Genomic DNA, 18680 nt, shown 5'->3' on the forward strand with positions numbered 1-18680 from the left:
CGCGAACGCCGCATGCAAGCCAGACAAAGCGTCCAAACATCTGATTGCTGACGCGACAATGGCGCATATGCGCCGGGTCCCGTCAAGCCGGGATGGAGGCCCCCGGAGCCCTCCGGCGGAGGAACTTGAACGCCGTGGAATCGTTCAACTTGACGCTGCGGCGCACCCTCCCAAGGAGACCAAGGCCTTGAAGTCAGCGCGTGACGAACTGGTGACGGAGGCTTTGACTTTCGTCGATGACGGAACGATCCCGAACCACCCGCGATGGCCCGCGCTGATCCATCGCGGCGCGTTCGCGCCCCGCGGCGAAGACGGCGTGGTGACGGCCGAGGCGCTGTTCGGCGCCAATGGCTGGGGCGGCTTCTGGCGCGGCGGCGTCTACGCTTACGACCACTACCATTCCGCCACCGCGGAGGCGCTCGCCGTGGTGTCCGGCTGGGCCGATCTGCGGCTCGGCGGCGAGGCGGGCCAGATTGTGCGCGTTGAGGCCGGCGACGTGGCCGTGCTGCCGCCGGGCGTCGGGCATCGGCGCGAGGCGGCGAGCGAGGACTTCGCCGTGGTCGGCGCCTATCCGCCCGACCAGCCCTATGACGAAATCAGCGACCCCCATCAGCGGACCGAGGCGCAGGCTCGCGTGACCGCCGCCCCGCGCCCCGCCACCGGCCCGGTGTTCGGCGCGGACGGCGGCCTGCGGGCGCTCTGGCCGGCCGACTGAGGCTGGGGCGGTGGGGCGGCGATCGCTGGGCGCATAAGGCGGGCTCAGGACGCCCTGCGTCGCTGTCTGACATGTCCGGGGCCATGCGGGCGTTGTTTCGGTCGCTGAGCCGGCGCCGAGGCCGCTCGCTGACCCCTCGTTCCGACGCGCCGGAGGTGACGAACGCGGGATCGCCTTGGCGATCCCTCTTAGAGCTGCCGCCTAGAAAGCCCGACAACGAAAAACCCCCGCGCCATGGCGCGGGGGTTTCCCGTTTGGTCCTGTGATCCGCCCTGACGGCGGACCGGGATCACTTCAGCTTGGAGAGGGCGGTGTCGAAGGAGACGCCGACCATGTAGCGATCGCCGCACCACGTGCGGACGCCGGAGAAGCCGCCGCACTCGCGAGCCGACAGATCGCTGTCGGAGTAGCGGAAGTCGACGGTGATCGCCTTGTAAGTGATGCCGAAGCCGGCGTTCCAGGTCAGGTAGTTCGGCAGGTTGAAGCCGGCGTCGGTCTTGCCGGCCCACTGCTTGCCGAACTCGCCCGACACGTAGAGGCCGACGTCCGGATAGATCTCGTAGGGAACGTTCAGCTTGCCGACCACCGAGGCGTAGGTGGCGTCAGCGCCGCTGTTCACGAAGTCAGCGGTCCAGAACACGGTGGCGCCGATGCTGCCGAGGTCGCCGAAGGCGTAGGACGGCTTGGCATAGATTTCCCAGTAGTCGATGTGGGCGGGCTTGACCGGCACGCCGCCGACGAAGGCGAGGTTGGCTTCGCCCGGATACCAGTAGTACAGGCCGCCGACGTCGAGGGTGATGGCGTCCCAGGTGTGACGCAGGCCGCCGTAGACGTCGATCTCAGCCGCCGGGTCGGAGAAGCCGTAGCCCTGCGGGAACTTCACGCTCGACGCCCACACGCCGGCGTAGATCCAGTCGAACGCCTGAACTTCGGCGTAGCCCTGCACCGCGGGGCCCTTGTCGGCCTGCTGGATGCCGCGGAACACGTATTCCGAGGTGAACTTCACGCCGAAAGCGACGTCGATCGGCGACGGCGCCGTCTCGATGATGGCCGCCTCAGGAACAGCCAGGTCCGCGGCGAACGCGGCGCCGGAAACCGAAAGACCAGCGGCGCACATCAGCGTTCCGACTGCGACACCCGTAAACTTCATCATCTCTTAATTCCCCGATTCCTGTGAAACGTCAGGCGGTTGCTAGTCAAAATCGACGAGCCCCCGCCTGAAGTCGAGCCTGATTTTTGTGCTCCGCAACCGATTTGGCGCTATGATGCTTTTGCGCCACAGGTTTTGCCAAGGCGTGACGAAATTATGACGCGCGCTCGTCCAGAGGATGGGTCCTCAGGCGGTGCGGATCGTAAAACGGCGTCCGAACAACATGAGCCGTAAACGTTCCGGCCGGAGAAACGACCTCGAAGAAGGTTCCGACAGCTTTCAGTGACGGTTCGACATGGGCGAGAGCGATCGATTTCATGAGGTGGCGGCTGTACGTCGTGCTGTTGACTGAGCCGACTTCCTTGCCGTCCTTGACGATCTTGGCGCCCGGTTCGATCGCCTCATGGGCGTCGATCTCGATGCCCACTTGCGCGACGCGCTCCTTGCCCTTTTTTTCAGCAAGGGCTGCCTTGCCGTTGAAATCGGCCTTGGACAGGTCGATCGTCCAGTCCGCGCCGACCTCCCACGGGGTGGTGTCGCCCTGGGGCATGTCGAAGGGGAAGAACAGCAGCGCGCCCTCGACGCGGACGATGTCGAGGCACGACCACGACGCCGGAACCACGCCGAACGGCTTGCCGGCCTCCAGGATCGCGTCCCACAGCGCGGGCGCGTCCGCGGCCGAGCAGAACACCTCGTAGCCGCGCTCGGCGGAGTAGCCGCCGCGGGCGAGCGACACGGACTTGCCGAACAGCTCGGCCGGCGCGTGCTCGAAATACTTCAGCTTCGGCAGGTCGAACGGCGTGTGCGGCGCCAGAACGTCGAGCGCCAGCGGGCCCTGCAGCGACAGGATGTGGACGTCGTCGTCCTTGGCCCAGGTGGCGTCGGCGCCCTCGAAAAAGCCGCCGATCACGTCCTCGAGCGAGCCGCCGCCGTGGCTGAGGCGGAAGTCGGTCGGGCCGTCGCGGTAGACCAGCACGTCGTCGATCAGCGCGCCGTTCTCGTCCACGATGTTGGAGATCGCCGACTGGCCGGGCTTCAGCCGGTCCACGTCGGAGGTCAGCATGTGGTTGAGAACCTTCACGACCTCGGGGCCGGAGACGTTGATCATCCGCAGGCCCGAGACGTCGAACAGGCCGGCCTTGGACCGGACGATCGTGGTCTCCTCATAGGGGTCGCTGTCGTAGTTCTGCGGGATCGGCATGCCGTTCCAGTCGCTGTCGAGCGCGGAGCCGAGCGCCCGGTGGCGGGAGAACAGCGCGTTCTTGCGGGGGAAGTCGTCGGCGGTGGTGGCCATGTCGGCGTGTCCTCAGGTGTTCGGAAGGCGGGGCGGGGTTCGGGCGCGCGCGCCCGCGGGCGGTCCTGCGCGGGCCGCCCGAAACGTCATGTCCGGCGAACGCGGCGGCCCGAGCGGCCGCCCGCCGTCATTCGGGATCGGGGAAGAAGCCCGGCGAGGTCGGCGCGCCGTCGTCGTAGGCGGACAGCCACGCGACGGTGTCGGCGCGGTAGCGCGTCAGGCCCTTGTAGTCGGCGAGCTCCGGCTTCAGGTCGCGCAGCACGCGGTGGAAGCGGCGGCCCCATTTCGGGACCGTGACGAGCTCGTTCATCTTGATCATGTAGGCGCGGATCGAGAACACGATGGCGTTGGAGCGCGGCAGGCGCCACAGCGCCTGAAGCTCCACGCGCAGATGCACCTTGTCGCCCACGTTCTCGGGCGTCACGGTGGTCCGGTCCGTGCCCCACTTGTGGTAGTTCTCCGGGCTGGTGTCGAGCCGCGGATTGACGGTCATAGTCCAGTTCAGCCGGCGCACGGGACGGCCCTGCTGCAGGTTCAGCATGAACTTCAGCGCCCGCTCGAAAATGCCCATGTCGTGGGCCAGCGGCACCGGCGCATGCCATTCCATGAAGTTCATGCCGATGTCGAAGTCGAGCGACCAGTCCGCCTGGGTGGTGATCATCCCGGCGTCCATCCAGAGATTGTCGAGCCGCTGGTCGAGCAGCGCGAAGTCGCCCTGGCACTGGCGGGTGACGTATTCCATCGGCGGCTGGGGCAGGGTGGAGACGTCGCCGAAGGTGAAGCTCTGGTCGATGCCGAGCGGCCGGTTGACCCAACGCCAGCGGTCGCCGTCCCGGGTCAGGGTGAAGTGCTCGGGATAGTTCTTCGCCATGGACTCCATGAGGAGTTCAAGTAGGTCCCATTCCGCGGTGATCATGTGCGGCAGGGACTGGCAGCGCAGCGGGTCCTCCTTCAGCACCAGCGCCCGGTCGCGCATCTCGGAGACGTAGTGCTCGTCGATGTCGATCGGGAACTCGAACGGGGACTTCGCCGGCCCCGGCATATGCTGCTCGATGTTCACCGCATACATGTACTCGTCCTTGTCGAACGGGAACGGGAAGCGGCGGATCGCCTCCGGGCTGTTCGAGAAGGTGAAGTCGTCGCGGAAGGTTTCCTGCTTGAACTGGATGGTCATGGGCGTTTCCGTTCAATGGGGTGTCGAGGAGACGTGACGGGCGCGGGTCCCGTCCCGGCCGCGGTCAGAGGTCCAGCACCAGCTCCCGGCCCTTGAGGCGCGAGACGCAGAGCATGATCTTGGTCCGGGAGGCCTTGTCGGCCTCGGTGAGGTAGTGGTCGTTGTGGACGAGCTCGCCGTCCGCCTCGAGCACGCTCGCCTCGCACTGGCCGCAGGCGCCGCCGCGGCACAGGAACGGCGCGTCGACGCCCGCCGCCTCCAGCGCCTCCAGCAGGCTCTGGTCGCCCCGGACCTCGCAGGTGATGCCGGCCTTCGCGAGGCGCACCGAAAACGGCTCGCCCATAGGCGGGGCCTGGAAGCGCTCGGAATGCAGGTTCTCCTCCGGCCAGCCGGCCGCGCGGCCGCCTTCGAGGATCGCCTCGATCATGCCTGCCGGGCCGCAGACGTAGAGATGGGTGCCGAGCGGCTGGTTCGGCAGGATGGCGTCCACCGCCAGCGTCTCCTGCACGTCGTCGCGGTAGAGCTTCAGCTTGTCGCCGTGGCGGGCGCGCAGCTCGTCCACGAAGGCGCCGCTCGCGGCGTCGCGCATGGCGTAGTGGATCTCGTAGGGCGTGTCGGTGCGCCGAAGCTCCTCCGCCATGGCGTGGATCGGCGTGATCCCGATGCCGCCGGCGATCAGCAGATGCTTGCGCCCGCCATGCGTCAGCGGGAACAGGTTCACCGGCATGGTGATCTTCAGCTCGGTCCCGACCGCGACCTCGCCGTGCATGAACGCCGAGCCGCCGCGCGACTGGGGCGTGCGCAGCACGCCGATGCGGTAGCTGGAGCCGTCCTCGGCCCGGTCGATCAGAGAATAGGCGTTGCGGATGGTCCGGTCCGCCGCCGGCATCAGCACCACCACATGGGCGCCGGCGGAGAACGGCGGCAGCGGCTCGCCCGAGACGGGCGCGAGCCGGAAGCGCTTCACGCTCGACGCGGCCTGCTCGATCTCGACGACACGAACGGGAATCTCGACGCCGCCGCTCATCGGAACAGCTCCTCAACCGGAGGGATCTCGCCCGGAACCTCGGCGTCGACGCAGACGCCCTGGAACGCCCCGAGGCGGCGCGAGTAGTGGTCGCGCACGAACAGATGAAGCCCGCAATGCGAGCAGACGAAGGGGGTGGCGGTCACGTTCTCGGTCATCCCCTTGCAGTGGACGCACTGGACGCGCCGGGCGAGCGAGCCGCGATGCTCGGCGCGGACGGATTGCGGATCGACGCCGTGGGTCTGCGCCAGCGCGATGACCTTGCCGATGAAGCCCTCGGTCCCGGCCACGTAGATCCGGGTGCCCATGGTGGCGGTCTGGAGGATCACCTCCAGCCGGTTGAGCAGCGTGGGCTCGGTCGGCAGCGGGTGGAAGCCGTCGGGCTTCAGCCCGGCGAGCGCCGCGCCGTGCTCCTGTCCGGCCGAACCGCCCGGCGCGTAGAGCAGCGTGGCGCGGGACAGGGCCTCGTCCTGTCCGGCGAGCATGTCGAGCACGGCGAGCGCGCCTTCTCCTTCGGCGGCGACGAGATGGCGTCTCGCCCTCCCGTCCAGCGTCAGGCCTTCGTAGATCGGTCTGCTCTTGATGGTCGCGGCCAACATAAGGGGACGTTCTCCGGCTGCTTCAGGTCGTCGTCCTGGCGCAGGGAGCAAGCCCCGCGCCAGGACGGGCGTCGTCAGAACTGGAAGATGGCGTTGGCGATCAGCACCGTGGCGACGCCGGCCGCGAGCGTGAGGTAGGGCAGGGCCCCGGCCTTGCGTTCGCTCTTCAGGGACTGGGTCCCGCCGACCTTCAGATCCTCCAGCATCTGGGCCGGGAACTGGCCCTTGTCCTGGATGTAGTGGCGGAAGAAGAACACCGGAATGATCAGGGCGGCGGTGATCAGGCCGGCCCAGAGCGCCATCGGGTTCCAGACCTTGGCGCCGGCCCCCATGAACACCGCGTTGACGAAGGCGAACACGCCGCCGAGCGCGATGATGAAGGTGGGCGCCCGGAACGGCCGCTCGATGTGCCCGTTGTCGATGCGGTGGATCCAGCCCGAGTTCAGGTTCAGGAAGTTGAAGATGATGTAGCCGCAGTTCGACACCGCGAGGATGAAGAAGAACGACGTGGCGTCGGCGCAGGCGATGGCGAGCAGCACGAGGTTGACGGCGAGGTCGGTCCACATGGCGGCGGTCGGCGCGCCGTGGTCGTTCACGCGGCTGAGGTAGCGCGGCAGCCAGCCGTCCACCGAGCCCTGGTAGAGCGTGCGCGACGAGCCGGCCATCGCCGTCATCAGGCACAGCATCAGCGCGAGGATCATGAGCATGACCAGCGCGTTCTCGACGATGGGGCCGCCGCCGACCATGTGGGCGAGCGCCGCCGCCACGCCCGAGCCGTCCACGATCGGCGTCTCGAGCATGCCCGTGAGGCCGAGCTCGCTCTGGAAGGTGAAGGGCACGATCACGAAGATCGCGGTGCAGAGCAGGCCCGAATAGAAGATCGCCTTGAAGGTGTCGGTCTTCGGGTTCTTGAACTCGCGCGTGTAGCAGATCGCGGTCTCGAAGCCGTAGGTCGACCAGGCGGCGATGAACATGCCGCCGAGGACCAGCGTCCAGCCCGAGATGTTCCAGGCGCCGGGCTCCGGCTTGTAGGCTTCCGCCAGCGGCACGAAGGGCGAGAAGTTGGCCCAGTTCACGCCGTTCTGCAGCAGCGGCGCAACGCCGACGATGGCGAGCGGGATGATGACCAGCAGGCCGATGTACTTCTGCACCCGCGCGGTGGAGAGGATGCCGCGATGCTGGACCGCGAAGGTGCCAAGCATCAGCGCCGCGCCGATGAAGAAGGCCGAGTTCAGCGAGAACGACACCGGCCCGAGCGTGCCGGAGGCGAGCGACCAGGTGCGCAGCGTGGAGGTGGCGTCGGGGGCGACGGCGTTCAGGATGTAAGCCGCCGCGATGGAGCAGCCGAGCGACAGCACCGGCGTCCAGGCGAACCAGTTGCACCACACCGACAGCGGCGCGATGGGCTTGGCGTAGCGCACCCACGCCGCTGCGCCGTAGATGGAGGCGCCGCCCGACTTGTTCGGGAACAGGCCGGCGATCTCGGCGTAGACGAAGGACTGGAGCAGGCCCATCATCATGGAGGCCGTCCAGATGGCGAAGGCCGGCGTGCCGGTGGTGCCGGCGATGCCGCCAATGGAGAACAGGACCAGCGGGGGCACGCCGCTCGCGACCCAGAAGGCGCCGGTCCAGGAAATGCTGCGATGGAGCTGCTGGCCGCTGTCAGCGGCCGCACCTCCCGTGGCTGCTATGGTCATGCTCGTTCCCCGTTCCATCACCTGATGGCCGCGCGTTTCGCGGCGCTTCGTTGTCGCCCCGGTTTGTGAACCGCACCGGCGGCTGTTCTTTTTTCAACTGCTTCAGGTCCGCCCGCCCGCGGTCGGCATGTTTGGCCGCCGATCCGAAGACGTCGCCCGCCGGGCGTTTCCGCCCGTCGTCGCCATGGATCATGCAGGCTTTCAGTTCGATGTCAAAAGTTTTTCCCGTGAGGAAAAAGTAGGCGCCAGATGCGGCTTGACGTCGCGTTTTTACGGGTGACGGGCGGCCCGGCGATCGAGCGCGGCGGCGCGGTAGGCGTCGGGCAGCGACAGCGCCCAGACGAAGGCGCCGGCGGCGTGCCGGCCGAGGAACGAGGCGTCGTCCGGCGCGATCTTGGTCGACAGCCAGCCGAGCAGCAGCGTGAAGAAGGCGAAGCCGAGACCCCGTCCGGCGCGGCCGATCAGGACATGGCCGGCGCCGGGCGCGAGCGCCGCCGCCAGCAGCGCGAGGCGGGGATCAGGCGGCCTGCGCATGGTCGCTCCCGGCCCGAGCGGCGTTGAGGCGCTGGGAGAGATCGAGGGCGCTGTCGAGCAGCGCCTCGATCTCGGACGCGGGCAGGCTGGTCACGTCGAACGAGATGTCGCGGAACAGCAGATAGGCCCCGCGCCGCCCCTGCGCCGCCTGCCAGACGAGGCGCACGCCCGTGGGGCTCGCGAGCAGCGCTTTGCAGCGCGGCTCGGCGAGCGTCGGCGCGAGCGTGGCGGCGATCAGGGGCAGGACGATCGCCGCCTTGGCGTCGCCGCGCACGGCGGTGTCCTGCGGCCAGTCCGGGGGCGGGGCGAAGGCGCGGGGCAGGCCGCCGCCGGCGGCGAAGAACTCCGCGCCGGTCGGACGGCGCAGCGCCTCGAACGCGGCGTCGAGCCCCGTGTCAGCTTTGAGCGTCACCGTGATCCAGAGCTGCGGCAAGCGGCGGAAGGCCAGCGCCTCGGCGACCGGCGTCAGCGCCACTTCATGCCCGCGCCAGAGCCCGCGCAAGGTTCCGTAGCCGGACGGGGCGGGGGTGATCCGCCCGTCCTCCAGCAGCCCGACGCCCGCGGCGAGGAAGGCGCGTTGGAGGGCGGCCCGGAGCCGCGCCGCCTTCAGCGTCACATGCGCGAAGCCTGCGGCCAGAAGGCCGCAGGCGAGGGCGACGAGGGTCGCGGTCATGGCGCGGGCATCCCCACCGGCGCTCAATAGCCTCTCGGCTTCGGCCAGCGCATGGTGAACTGGTCGCCGCGGCGGACATACTTGTAGCGGTGCAGGGCGAACCACAGCGAGGCCACGATGAAGAAGGCCATCATCGCCAGCAGCTGCGAGCCGTAGCCCAGGAACACCGCCACATAGGTCACCGCGCACAGCACCAGCAGCAGGATCGCCGGCAGGGGATGCAGCGGGTGCACATAGCCCCGGTCGATGGTCCCGAGCGGCCATTTGCGGCGGAAGATCACCACGCTCAGCGCCATCAGCGTGTAGCCGAGCAGGCCCGACAGGATCGACAGCGTGATGGTCTGGTCGAGCGGGGTCGACACCGCGAACAGGATGGCGATCGGCACGAAGAACACGATGGAGCGGAACGGAGTGTGGTAGCGGGGATGCACCGCGCCGAACCAGACCGGCATGTAGCGGTCGCGCCCCATGGCGAACCACGCGCGGGAGGCGTCGTTGATGCAGCCGTTCGCGGAGGCGATGGTCGCGAACAGCGTGCCGAAGAACAGGAACACCTCGAGCGGGCCGCTGCCGGTGAGCCGGGCCGCGTCGTAGAGCGGCGTGACCGCCTGTCCGAGATACTCCCACGGCATCAGGCCGGTGCCCACGTACCAGGTGATGGTGGCGGCGATCAACAGCGTCATCACGCCGGTCAGCGTGCCGAGCGGCAGCGCGCGGGCGGGCGAGCGCACCTCTTCGGCCGCCTGCGTGGTGCCCTCGATGCCGAGATAGAACCACAGGCCGAAATGCATCGCCGCCAGAATGCCGAGCCCGCCATAGGGCAGGCCGGTCAGCAGGTCGCCGTGCTTCAGCGTCTCGCCGGGCGCCCAGGGCCGCACGTAGAGGAACAGCGTCATGATGGCGGCGAAGGCGATCGCCGTGATGACGAGGTTCAGCGTCAGCGTCGCCAGCACGCCCCGGTAGTTGAGCCACGCCAGAAACACGATCGTCAGCACCATGAAGGCGCGTTTGTCCACCTCGCCCACGAGGCCCATGTTGTGGGTGAAGGCCTCGATCAGGTCGCCGGTGACGATGGCGTTCGACACCTCAAGCATGGTGTAGGCCATGACGAGGTAAAGCCCGACGTTGAAGGCGGCGAGCGGGCCGATGATGTGCTTCGCCTGAGCGTACTGCCCGCCCGCGGCGGCGACGGTGGAGGTGATCTCCGAGTCGATCATCGCCACGCAGGTGTACAGGACGCCGGCGAGCCAGCAGGCGGTGAGGGCCGCGATCGCGCCGCCCTTTCCGACCGCGAAGTTCCAGCCCATGAACTCGCCCACCAGCACGATGCCGACGCCGAGGCCCCAGACATGGGCGGGGCCGAGCACGCGCTTCAGGGCGACGCGGCGGGCGACGGGCGCAGCCGCGGGGGCGGCGACGCCGGCGAGGCTTTGCGGGGTGATGTCGGTCATCACTGCCTCGCCGCCGTCTCGCCGATCTCGGCGTCGATGATGTCGCCTTCGGCGGAGGAGGTCAGGTAGTCCTCGCTGTAGGACCGGTTGGTCCGCACGAGGTCGATCAGCATCCAGAGCGCGAGCGCGGCCGAGACCGCCCAGGCGCCGAGGTTGAGAAGCTCGATCATGGCGCGTGTCCTTGAAGGGCGGCCGATGTCAGGATGGGATGCGGATGCGGTCGGCGCGTGGCCCTTGGCTCAGCGCGGCGGCGGGCCGTCCTCGCCGAAGCGTTCGGCGATCACGTCGCGGTACTCCTTGTCCGACCAGCGCAGCATCACGACGAAGTAGCCGACGATGACGAGGGCGGTGAGCGCCAGCGCGCCCCAGGAGAAGCTGTAGTCGAACCGGGAGCCGATGATCTCGGCGGCCTTGGCGGGATCGAAGCCGAGCTTCTCCCATTGCGCCGCCATCACGGCGTTCTGGCCGAGCGACTCCCAGGTGGGCGCCGCCTGCACGACCTTGGTGACGCCCGCGCCCGACAGCTTCAGCAGCAGCGGCAGGTAGAGCGTGACCACCACCAGCCCGAGGATCAGCAGGGCGTCGACGATCTGCCCCGTCAGGGACTGCGCCGGCGGCTCGTAGGGCGGGCGGCTCATCGCGCCCTCCGCTCAGCCGCGAGCTGGTCGAGGTAATAGATGTCGGTGCCGTAGATCGCCGCCTTGTCGTCGCGGTAATGGCGCAGCAGCGCCGCCACGGCCGCCGCGTTGAGCAGCAGCACCGTGATCCCGAGACCGGCCATGAGCCACTGGACGCCGACGGCGGCGAACGCCGGCGCCATCATCCAGTATGTGAAGGCGTAGATCGCCCAGACGGACGTCACCGCCAGCAACGCGCAGGCGCAGTCCTTCCGGAACATGCTTTGAACGCGGGGATCCTGCTCCGCCATGCTGATCTCCTCCCCCTTCGCGGTTTCTTGCGAAGATATTTTTAGTCTTGGAAGGAAATCTGAATGCCTAAATTTGGATCGTCAATCGCCTAGTTCGTGTGCGTCGCGTCAATTCGACGGAGCGGTGCGACATTCTGCCCTAGGTTGCGAGCCGGGGTATGGGCCAACACGACGAAAGTTTTGGTCCGGGCGAAACATTTGGCGAAACGGACAGCCCAAAACCGTCGTCATGCCCGCGCAGAGCGCGGGTATCCACGACTTCGGGCTGGGTGAAAGCTTCAGCCTCCCAGTCGCAGAAGTCCGAGGACCACGCTCGCGCGGGGACGTCGAGTCGAGGCGCGCGACCTGTCTCTACGCCAGCAGCGCCGCCGCCGGCCGCATCACGCCGACCTCGACGCCTTCCCAGTTGGTCAGCCGCTTGGTGGTCTGGCCGGCGAGCCAGTCGCCGGCCTCGCCCGTCGGCGTCAGGAAGCGGGCGAGCAGGGCGGCCATCGCCACCTCCGAGGCGCGTGTGGCGCCGTCCTCGATCTTGAGCGCGATCCCGAGCCCGAGCTCCGGCAGCGCGGCGATGTGGACGCCCTCGGCGCCGAACTTGACGAAGGCGCGGCCCTTCAGCGCCTGCATCGCCTCGGTGTCGAAGCGGCCCGAGCCGCCGATCTGGAACGGCGCCGACCACGCCGCCTCCTTCAGCCGTTTCGCCGCCGCCGCCCGCGCCGGGCCGAAGCCGGTCTCCGCGCCGAACCGGGCGAAGGCGCGGGCGATGGCCGACAGCGGCGCGGCGTAGGTGGGGATGCCGCAGCCGTCGGTTCCCACCGGCGCCTCGGCAAGGCTGACGCCCATGGCGGTCTCCAGCGCCGCCGTCACCTCCCGCTGCACCGGATGGTCGGGGCCGATGTAGCCGGCGGGCTCCACCTCCATGGCGCAGGCGAGGCACAGGAAGCCGGCGTGCTTGCCCGAACAGTTGTTGTGCAGGGCGTTGGGGCCGGCGCCGCTCGCGGCCAGCGCCCGGGCGGCGGCGTCGTTGGTCGGCCAGTGCGCGCCGCACTCCAGCGCCTCGACGCCGAGCCCCAGCCGCGCCAGCGCGCCGGCGGCGGTCGCCACATGCTCCGGCTCGCCGCCGTGGGAGGCGCAGGCGAGCGCCAGCTCCTCCACCGCGAAGCCGAAGCGGTCGGCGGCGCCGCTTTCCACCAGCGGCAGCGCCTGCAGCCCCTTCACCGCCGAGCGCCCGAAGGTCGGCCGTTCCGCGTCGCCGAGCGAAAGCACGATCGCGCCGTCCGCGTCCGCCACCACCACGGTGCCGGCGTGGAGGCTCTCCACCGCCACCCCGCGGGTGACCTCGACGAGCGCTGCGGGAGAGGTCATCGGCGAGGACTCCGGCATGGGACCAAGGAACCCGGACCCTAAGCGCGGTGTTGAGCGCTGAAGAAGGACGCGGGAGGCGACCATGGCCACGAAATCCCAATCCCACAAGGCGACGTCGAGGGGTAAGGCCGCGGAGGCCAATCCCTCCATCAAGAACCCGGAGGTCTATGAGGCGCTGCGCGAGCAGGGCGCCAGCAAGGAGAAGGCGGCGCGCATCTCCAACGCGCAGGCGAAATACGGCGATAAGGGTCCGAAGTCGCCGTCCGTGCGGGGCGGCAAGTCGCCGGCTTACGAGGACTGGACCCGCGACGCGCTTTACGAGCGCGCCAGGGAGATCGGCGTCGCCGGCCTGTCGCGCGCCACCAAGGGCGAACTGATCCACGCGCTCCGGTCGCACTGAGATGGCGACCGAGGACGACGGCGACGACGCCGCGCTGGCCCGTCTCGCGAAGGACGCGGGGCTCAAGCTCGGCGGCCCGCGCGATCTCACCATCACGCGCCGGCGGTCCGGCCGCGGCTTCCGCTATCTCGACGGCAAGGGCCGCCCGGTGCGCGACTCGCCCACGCTGGAGCGCATCGCCGCCCTCGCCATTCCGCCGGCCTATGACGACGTGCGCATCGCCCGCGACGGGGCGATGCATCTGCAGGCGATCGGCCGCGACGAGGCGGGCCGCGCCCAATACCGCTACCATCCCGACTGGGACGCGGTGCGGGAGCTGAAGAAGGTGGAGCGGCTCGACCGGGTGATCGAGGCGCTGCCGAAGCTCCGCCGCCGGGTGGCGCGGGATCTGGCCAGCCCCAAACTCAGCCGCGCCAAGGCGCTGGCGGCCGCCGTCTCCCTGATCGACGAAACCCACATCCGCGTAGGCTGCGAGGCCTATGTGCGCAGCAACAAGGCCCACGGCGCCTCCACGCTGCTGAAGCGGCACGTGCGGGTGACGGGCGAGGCGGTGGAGCTGGCCTTCCGGGGCAAGGGCGGCAAGGACATCTCGTGCCGCATCCGCTCCGGCCGGCTGGCGCGGGCCATGGGCCGCATCGGCGCGCTGCCGGGGCGCCGGCTGTTCCAGTACCGCGACGCCGAGGGCGCCGTGCGCCGCATCACGGCGGTAGACGTGAACGCCTATCTGCGCGAGGCGACGGGCCTGCCCGTGACCGCCAAGGACCTGCGCATGCTGGGTGCGAGCGCCAACGCCGCCGAGCATCTGGCGGAGCTGGAGCCCGCCACCAGCCCGACCGCCCGCAAGCGGCAGCTGTCCGCCGTGATGCGCGCCATCTCCGAGCGGCTCGCCAACACGCCCGCCGTGGTGCGCAAGTCCTACGTGCACGCGGTGGTGGTGGACGGATTCGGCTCGGGCTCGCTCAAAAAGGCTTACGCGGGCGCGCGCGGCCGATCCGGCCTGCGGCGGGCGGAGGCGGCGCTGGCGGGACTGGTGCGGCGCCTGAAGCGCGGGGCTTGAGCGAACCGCCGCTTGACCCGCGCGACGTTCCGGCCAATCAGTCCCCGGGCCTTGTGTTCTCCCGGATGGCCGACATGTCCCGCCGCCTCGCCTTCGCGCTCGCTTTTGGTCTCGCCGCGCCGTTCGCGCCGTCCGTGAGCGCGCAGCCGGCGGCGCCCGCGGAGGCCGCGCCCCCCTGCGGCGGCGACTTCGCGGTCTGGCTCGACGGCGTGAGGGCGGAGGCGCGCGCCGCCGGCGTGTCGGAGGCCGCCATCGCGCGCGGCCTCGAGGGCGTCGCGATCGACCCGAAGGTGCTGTCGCACGATCGGGGCCAGCAGGTGTTCCAGCAGACGTTCCTGCAGTTCGCCGGCCGCATGGTCGCGGGCGCGCGCGTGACGCGCGGGCCCAAGCTGATCGAGCTGAACCGCGCGCTGTTCACGCGCATGGAGGCCGAATACGGCGTTCCGGCCTCGGTGGTCGCGGCTTTCTGGGGGCTCGAGACCGATTTCGGCGCCAATCTCGGCAAGTTCGACACCCGCAGCGCGCTGGCGACGCTCGCCCATGACTGCCGCCGCCCGGCCTTCTTCCGTCCGCAGCTGATCGCCGTGCTGAAGGTGGTGGAGCGCGGCGATCTGGCGCCCGCCGACATGCGCGGCGCCTGGGCGGGCGAGCTTGGCCAGACCCAGATGATGCCGGCCGACTACATCCGCTTCGGCGTGGACGGCGACGGCGACGGCCGCGTCGATCTGATGAAGAGCACGCCGGACGCCATTCTCTCCGCCGGCCGCTATGTCTCCGAGATGGGCTGGCGGCGCGGCGAGCCCTGGCTGCAGGAGGTGACGGTTCCCGCCTCCCTGCCGTGGGAACAGGCCGACATCGACCTGAAGCATCCCGTGTCCCAGTGGACCGCCTGGGGCGTGACGCCGCGCCAGGGCGCACTGCAGGGCAAGCCGGAGGCCGGCGCGGCGCTGCTGCTGCCCATGGGGCGCAACGGCCCGGCCTTCCTCGCCTACGACAATTTCGACGTCTACCGGAAGTGGAACCAGTCCTTCATCTACGCCATGACGGCGGCCTATCTCGCCACCCGCTACGAGGGCGCGCCCCAGGTCGCCGCCGGCGCGGCGCCGGTCCGGCCGCTCGACACGGCGGAGCTGACCGATCTCCAGCACCGCCTGCGCAAGGCCGGCGTCCTCGACGGCGAGGCCGACGGCCGCCTCGGCTTCGCCACCCGCAAGGCCGCCCGCGCCGCGCAATTGAAGCTCGGCCTGCCCGCCGACGGCTATCCAAGCCTCGAACTGCTGCAGGCCCTCCCGCCCGCGGAGTAAGCGCTTTGCGTTGAGAGAGCCACTTTCTTGTCCCGGCCTTGAGCCGGGACCCAGAAACATCTCCGCTTGAAGGATAAACCTCGCGCTCCGAGCTTTATCCGGAAGCGTCGGCGGAAATGGGTCCCGGCTCAAGGCCGGGACAAGGGAAGGGGCCGCTCGGCATGGCTCGTGCGCGGCGCGGCCTTGAAGTTGGCGACTGGCGACAACCGTTGCAGGAGCACGCGAGCCTCTTTCTTGTCCCGGCCTTGAGCCGGGACCCAGAAACGTCTCCGCGTGCAGAATAAATCGCGCGCTCCCGAGCTTCATCCGGAAACGCTGGCGTTTCCGGCGCAGGTTGGGACGGCTGAGCTTGGTTGTGAGGTGAGTGGCGGCTCTGGGTCCCGGCTCAAGGCCGGGACAAGGGAAGGGGCGCCCCTTTCCAACCCCCGCGTCCCGTGCCCCGAAACGCGAACGGCCTCTCCGCGGGGGAGAGGCCGTTCCCGTTGCAACCGGACCGGGGCGCTGTCCGGCGTCGTGCGTCGCCGGCGTCAGCCGGCGAGCTTCAGCCCGCCGTTCGGCGTGCGGATCTCGATGTCGACCTCGAGCGTCGCCAGCGTGTCCTGGGTGTCGGTCTTGATGCGGACCTTGTCCGGGTCGATGGCGATGTGCTTGGCGATCACGGCCAGGATCTCGTCCTTCAGCTGTGCCACCAGATCGGTGCGGCCGAACACGGCGCGCTCGTGAGCAAGCAGAAGCTGCAGGCGCTCGCGGGCGGCGGGGGCGGACGAGCGGCGGGTGAAGAACCTCAGAACGCTCATGCCGCCGCCCTCCGGCCGAACAGCGACCCGAAGAAGCTCCTCTTCTCGCTCGGCACCACCATGTCGATGGTCTCGCCGCGCAGGCGCCGGGCGGCGTCGAGATAGGCCCGCGACGGCGCGGAGATCGGGTTCGCCAGCGTGACCGGCGAGCCGAGGTTCGACGCCTTCAGCACTTCCGGGCTCTCCGGGATGATGCCGAGCAGGGGGATCGACAGGATCTCGAGGACGTCGTCCACCTTCAGCATGTCGCCGCGCTCGGCGCGCACCGGGTCGTAGCGGGTGAGGAGCAGCAGCTTCTCCATGGTCTCGCCCCGCTCGGCCTTCTCGGTCTTGCTGTCCAGCAGGCCGATGATGCGGTCGGAGTCGCGCACGGAGGAGACCTCCGGGTTGGTCACGATCACCGCCAGATCGGCGTGGCGCATGGCGAAATAGGCGCCGCGCTCGATGCCCGCCGGGCTGTCGCAGATGATCCAGTCGAACTTCTCCTTGAGCTGGTTGATCACCCGCTCGACGCCCTCGGCCGTCAGCGCGTCCTTGTCGCGCGTCTGGGAGGCGGGGAGGAGATAGAGGCTGTCCACCCGCTTGTCGCGGATCAGCGCCTGGTTCAGGTTGGCGTCGTTCTGGACCACGTTGATGAGGTCGTAGACCACCCGGCGCTCGGCGCCCATGACGAGGTCCAGATTGCGCAGACCGACGTCGAAGTCGATGACCACGACGCTCTGTCCGGTTTGGGCGAGCGCCGCGCCGAGGGCGGCCGTCGACGTGGTCTTGCCGACGCCTCCCTTGCCCGACGTGACGACCAGAACCTCTGCCATTTGGGTGTCTCCTTGGAATTCGCGTGATCGTCAGTCGAGCGCGGCGACGCGGAGCGTCTCGCCTTCGAGATGGGCGCGGGCGGGCTTGCCCTTGAGCTTGGGATCAAGCGCGTCGGTGGTCATGTAGACGCCGTCGATCGCGAGCAGTTCGGCGTCGAGCTTGGCGCAGAAGATGCGCGCCTTGGCGTCGCCCGCGGAGCCGGCGATGGCCCGGCCGCGCAGCGCGCCGTAGATGTGGATCGAGCCCGCGGCCACGATCTCCGCGCCGGAGGCGACCGAGCCGCAGATGGTGACGTCGCCGTTCGGGAAGATCACGCTCTGGCCCGAGCGCACCGTGTGGTCGATGATGAGCGAGGTGCCGGTCGGGGCCGCGGCCTCCTTGGCCGAGATCTCGCCGGCCGCGCGGCCGCCCACCGGCATGGCGAGGCGGGCGTTGGGGCCATCGAGGAACTTCGGATCGCAGCCCTCCACGCCGATCACCCGCACCTTGCGGCTGTCGAGCTCGCCCAGCAGCGCGGCGAGCGCCCGGGGCGACAGCTTCAGCGTCGCGACGTCGAGCACCACCGGCCGTTCGCCGAAGAAGCCCGGAGAGCCGGCCGCGAGCGCGTCGAGCTCCTTGAACCAGTCCTCCAGCGGCTGCTCCGGCGCCAGCACCAGCGCCATGAAGGACCGTCCCCGGAACCGGATCTGCTGGCGCTTGGCCGGCTCGTCGGCGGGCGCGGCTTTCGGGACGATCTGGAGGGCTGGCTGCGACACGGCGAAACGTCCGGGCTCGAGGAACGGGTTAACGAAGCGTTGCCGGGACAGTTGAGCGCCTGATGGTTAATGAGCCGTTAACCGCCCGGCAAAATATGCCGCCCGGGGCCGTCGCCGTCCGTCCCGTTGCGCGCGAGTCCGGGGCAGTTCTAAGGCTCTGCCCCCTGCGGCGGTGGCCGTACGATCATTTTCTTTGGGGGATCTCACATGGCGATTATTCGGGAAACCAACGCGGCGGACGCCCGCACGGGCACGGCGCTCGCGGATCGAATCTACGGCCTGCTCGGGAACGACACGCTGCGCGGCGCGTGAGGAGCGATAGGCCGGACGCCGCCGAGAGCCCCGGCGTGGGGGCCGACACCATCCTGTCCGCGCTCTAACGGCGCGGGTCAGTCGAGCCGGTCGAGCCGTGGCGCTTCGGTCCAGAGGATGGCGGCGCGCACCGGGCGGTCGGGCCAGATCTCCGACAGCAGCTCGGCATAGGCGCCGAGCTGGGCCGCATAGCCGGCGGGCGTCGGCGCGCCGGCCGCCGGGGGCCGGCGGTCGGTCTTGTAATCCACCACCAGAACCTCGTCCGCCGTCACCGCGAGCCGGTCGATGCGGCCCGAGACCGGGCGGCCGTCCCTGAGGCGGCCGACGATCGGGACCTCGCCCCGGCTCGCGGGCGAGAACACCGCGGCGAAGGCCGGGTCGTCCACGATGGCGAGCGCCGCCGTCACGCAGGCCTCGCGGGTCTCCGAGGGCAGCGCGTCCACGCTGTCGGCCATGCGCCGGGCGGCGGCGGAACGGCGCTCGGACGAGATCTCGGGCAGGGTCTTCAGCAACCTGTGCAGCAGCACGCCCCGGGCGCGGGCGGCGTCGGCGGCCGGGCCCGAAGGCAGGGCACCGAGGCGCTCGGCGTCCTCCGCCACCAGCGCGGAGGGCGATAGGGGCGGGCCGGGCGCCTC

General features: G+C 69.6%; 21 protein-coding genes. 4 read left to right on the plus strand and 17 right to left on the minus strand.

All coding sequences use genetic code 11. The features are described from left to right. Positions 1-187 precede the first annotated feature (187 nt). Positions 188-715, plus strand: coding sequence for a cupin domain-containing protein (locus ACFQ4O_RS04500; RefSeq protein WP_378774454.1), 528 nt, complete (start codon positions 188-190; stop codon positions 713-715). Positions 716-1004: 289 nt separating this feature from the next. On the opposite strand, the gene ACFQ4O_RS04505 is transcribed toward ACFQ4O_RS04500, so the two are convergent. From ACFQ4O_RS04505 to ACFQ4O_RS04565, 13 genes are all read right to left on the minus strand, one after another. Beyond that, positions 1005-1832: a TorF family putative porin gene (locus ACFQ4O_RS04505; protein ID WP_378774456.1), complete on the minus strand. Its 828-nt coding sequence runs from the start codon at positions 1830-1832 to the stop codon at positions 1005-1007. 187 nt (positions 1833-2019) lie between these two features. Continuing rightward, positions 2020-3159 carry an aminomethyltransferase family protein gene (locus tag ACFQ4O_RS04510; protein ID WP_378774457.1) on the minus strand — a complete coding sequence of 380 codons (1140 nt, stop codon included), beginning with the start codon at positions 3157-3159 and terminating at the stop codon, positions 2020-2022. Between the two features lie 127 nt (positions 3160-3286). Next, complete coding sequence (locus ACFQ4O_RS04515; RefSeq protein ID WP_378774458.1) at positions 3287-4333, minus strand: heme-dependent oxidative N-demethylase family protein; 1047 nt, start codon at positions 4331-4333, stop codon at positions 3287-3289. 64 nt (positions 4334-4397) lie between these two features. Further along, the gene (locus ACFQ4O_RS04520) at positions 4398-5360 is read right to left on the minus strand and encodes a PDR/VanB family oxidoreductase (protein ID WP_378774459.1); all 963 of its coding nucleotides are present in this window, start codon (positions 5358-5360) and stop codon (positions 4398-4400) included. Then, on the minus strand, positions 5357-5959 hold the full coding sequence (locus ACFQ4O_RS04525) for a dimethylamine monooxygenase subunit DmmA family protein (RefSeq protein ID WP_378774460.1): 603 nt from the start codon (positions 5957-5959) through the stop codon (positions 5357-5359). Before ACFQ4O_RS04525 ends, ACFQ4O_RS04520 begins: the two co-directional genes overlap by 4 nt. 74 nt (positions 5960-6033) lie before the next feature. Further along, positions 6034-7656: an APC family permease gene (locus ACFQ4O_RS04530; RefSeq protein ID WP_378774461.1), complete on the minus strand. Its 1623-nt coding sequence runs from the start codon at positions 7654-7656 to the stop codon at positions 6034-6036. Between the two features lie 270 nt (positions 7657-7926). Continuing rightward, positions 7927-8190 carry a hypothetical protein gene (locus tag ACFQ4O_RS04535; RefSeq protein ID WP_378774462.1) on the minus strand — a complete coding sequence of 88 codons (264 nt, stop codon included), beginning with the start codon at positions 8188-8190 and terminating at the stop codon, positions 7927-7929. Continuing rightward, complete coding sequence (locus ACFQ4O_RS04540) at positions 8174-8863, minus strand: hypothetical protein (RefSeq protein ID WP_378774463.1); 690 nt, start codon at positions 8861-8863, stop codon at positions 8174-8176. Before ACFQ4O_RS04540 ends, ACFQ4O_RS04535 begins: the two co-directional genes overlap by 17 nt. Before the next feature lie 23 nt (positions 8864-8886). Next, entirely contained in the window at positions 8887-10314 is a 1428-nt protein-coding gene (locus ACFQ4O_RS04545) for an APC family permease (RefSeq protein WP_378774464.1), read from the minus strand. Beyond that, on the minus strand, positions 10314-10484 hold the full coding sequence (locus ACFQ4O_RS04550) for a hypothetical protein (protein WP_378774465.1): 171 nt from the start codon (positions 10482-10484) through the stop codon (positions 10314-10316). Before ACFQ4O_RS04550 ends, ACFQ4O_RS04545 begins: the two co-directional genes overlap by 1 nt. A 69-nt stretch (positions 10485-10553) precedes the next feature. After that, positions 10554-10952, minus strand: a complete 399-nt coding sequence (locus ACFQ4O_RS04555; RefSeq protein WP_378774466.1) for a hypothetical protein — start codon at positions 10950-10952, stop codon at positions 10554-10556. Further along, positions 10949-11242, minus strand: coding sequence for a hypothetical protein (locus ACFQ4O_RS04560; RefSeq protein ID WP_378774467.1), 294 nt, complete (start codon positions 11240-11242; stop codon positions 10949-10951). The genes ACFQ4O_RS04555 and ACFQ4O_RS04560 overlap by 4 nt, the downstream gene beginning before the upstream one ends. Positions 11243-11593: 351 nt before the next feature. Then, positions 11594-12604 (minus strand): asparaginase, encoded by a 1011-nt coding sequence (locus tag ACFQ4O_RS04565; RefSeq protein ID WP_378774469.1) that lies wholly within the window; start codon positions 12602-12604, stop codon positions 11594-11596. An 82-nt stretch (positions 12605-12686) separates the two neighbouring features. Here ACFQ4O_RS04565 and ACFQ4O_RS04570 point away from each other — a divergent pair, with 82 nt between their 5' ends. From ACFQ4O_RS04570 to ACFQ4O_RS04580, 3 genes are all read left to right on the plus strand, one after another. After that, positions 12687-13004 (plus strand): DUF7218 family protein, encoded by a 318-nt coding sequence (locus ACFQ4O_RS04570; RefSeq protein WP_378774470.1) that lies wholly within the window; start codon positions 12687-12689, stop codon positions 13002-13004. A 1-nt stretch (position 13005) separates the two neighbouring features. Continuing rightward, a complete protein-coding gene (locus ACFQ4O_RS04575; RefSeq protein ID WP_378774471.1) occupies positions 13006-14061 on the plus strand; it encodes a DNA topoisomerase IB in 1056 nt (351 codons plus the stop codon). A 74-nt stretch (positions 14062-14135) separates the two neighbouring features. After that, the gene (locus tag ACFQ4O_RS04580; protein ID WP_378774472.1) at positions 14136-15365 is read left to right on the plus strand and encodes a lytic murein transglycosylase; all 1230 of its coding nucleotides are present in this window, start codon (positions 14136-14138) and stop codon (positions 15363-15365) included. A gap of 527 nt (positions 15366-15892) precedes the next feature. Here the strand turns inward: ACFQ4O_RS04580 and minE are convergent. The 4 genes from minE to ACFQ4O_RS04600 all read right to left on the minus strand — a co-directional run. After that, on the minus strand, positions 15893-16162 hold the full coding sequence (gene minE, locus ACFQ4O_RS04585; protein WP_271204238.1) for a cell division topological specificity factor MinE: 270 nt from the start codon (positions 16160-16162) through the stop codon (positions 15893-15895). Continuing rightward, positions 16159-16977 (minus strand): septum site-determining protein MinD, encoded by an 819-nt coding sequence (minD, locus tag ACFQ4O_RS04590; RefSeq protein WP_378774473.1) that lies wholly within the window; start codon positions 16975-16977, stop codon positions 16159-16161. Before minD ends, minE begins: the two co-directional genes overlap by 4 nt. A 30-nt stretch (positions 16978-17007) precedes the next feature. Beyond that, complete coding sequence (minC, locus tag ACFQ4O_RS04595; protein ID WP_378774474.1) at positions 17008-17733, minus strand: septum site-determining protein MinC; 726 nt, start codon at positions 17731-17733, stop codon at positions 17008-17010. A 389-nt stretch (positions 17734-18122) separates the two neighbouring features. After that, positions 18123-18680: PD-(D/E)XK nuclease family protein (locus ACFQ4O_RS04600; protein ID WP_378774475.1), on the minus strand; the 558-nt coding region annotated here is incomplete at its 5' end.

It is taken from the genome of Methylopila musalis, from assembly GCF_042679725.1.
Taxonomy (GTDB): domain Bacteria; phylum Pseudomonadota; class Alphaproteobacteria; order Rhizobiales; family Methylopilaceae; genus Methylopila; species Methylopila musalis.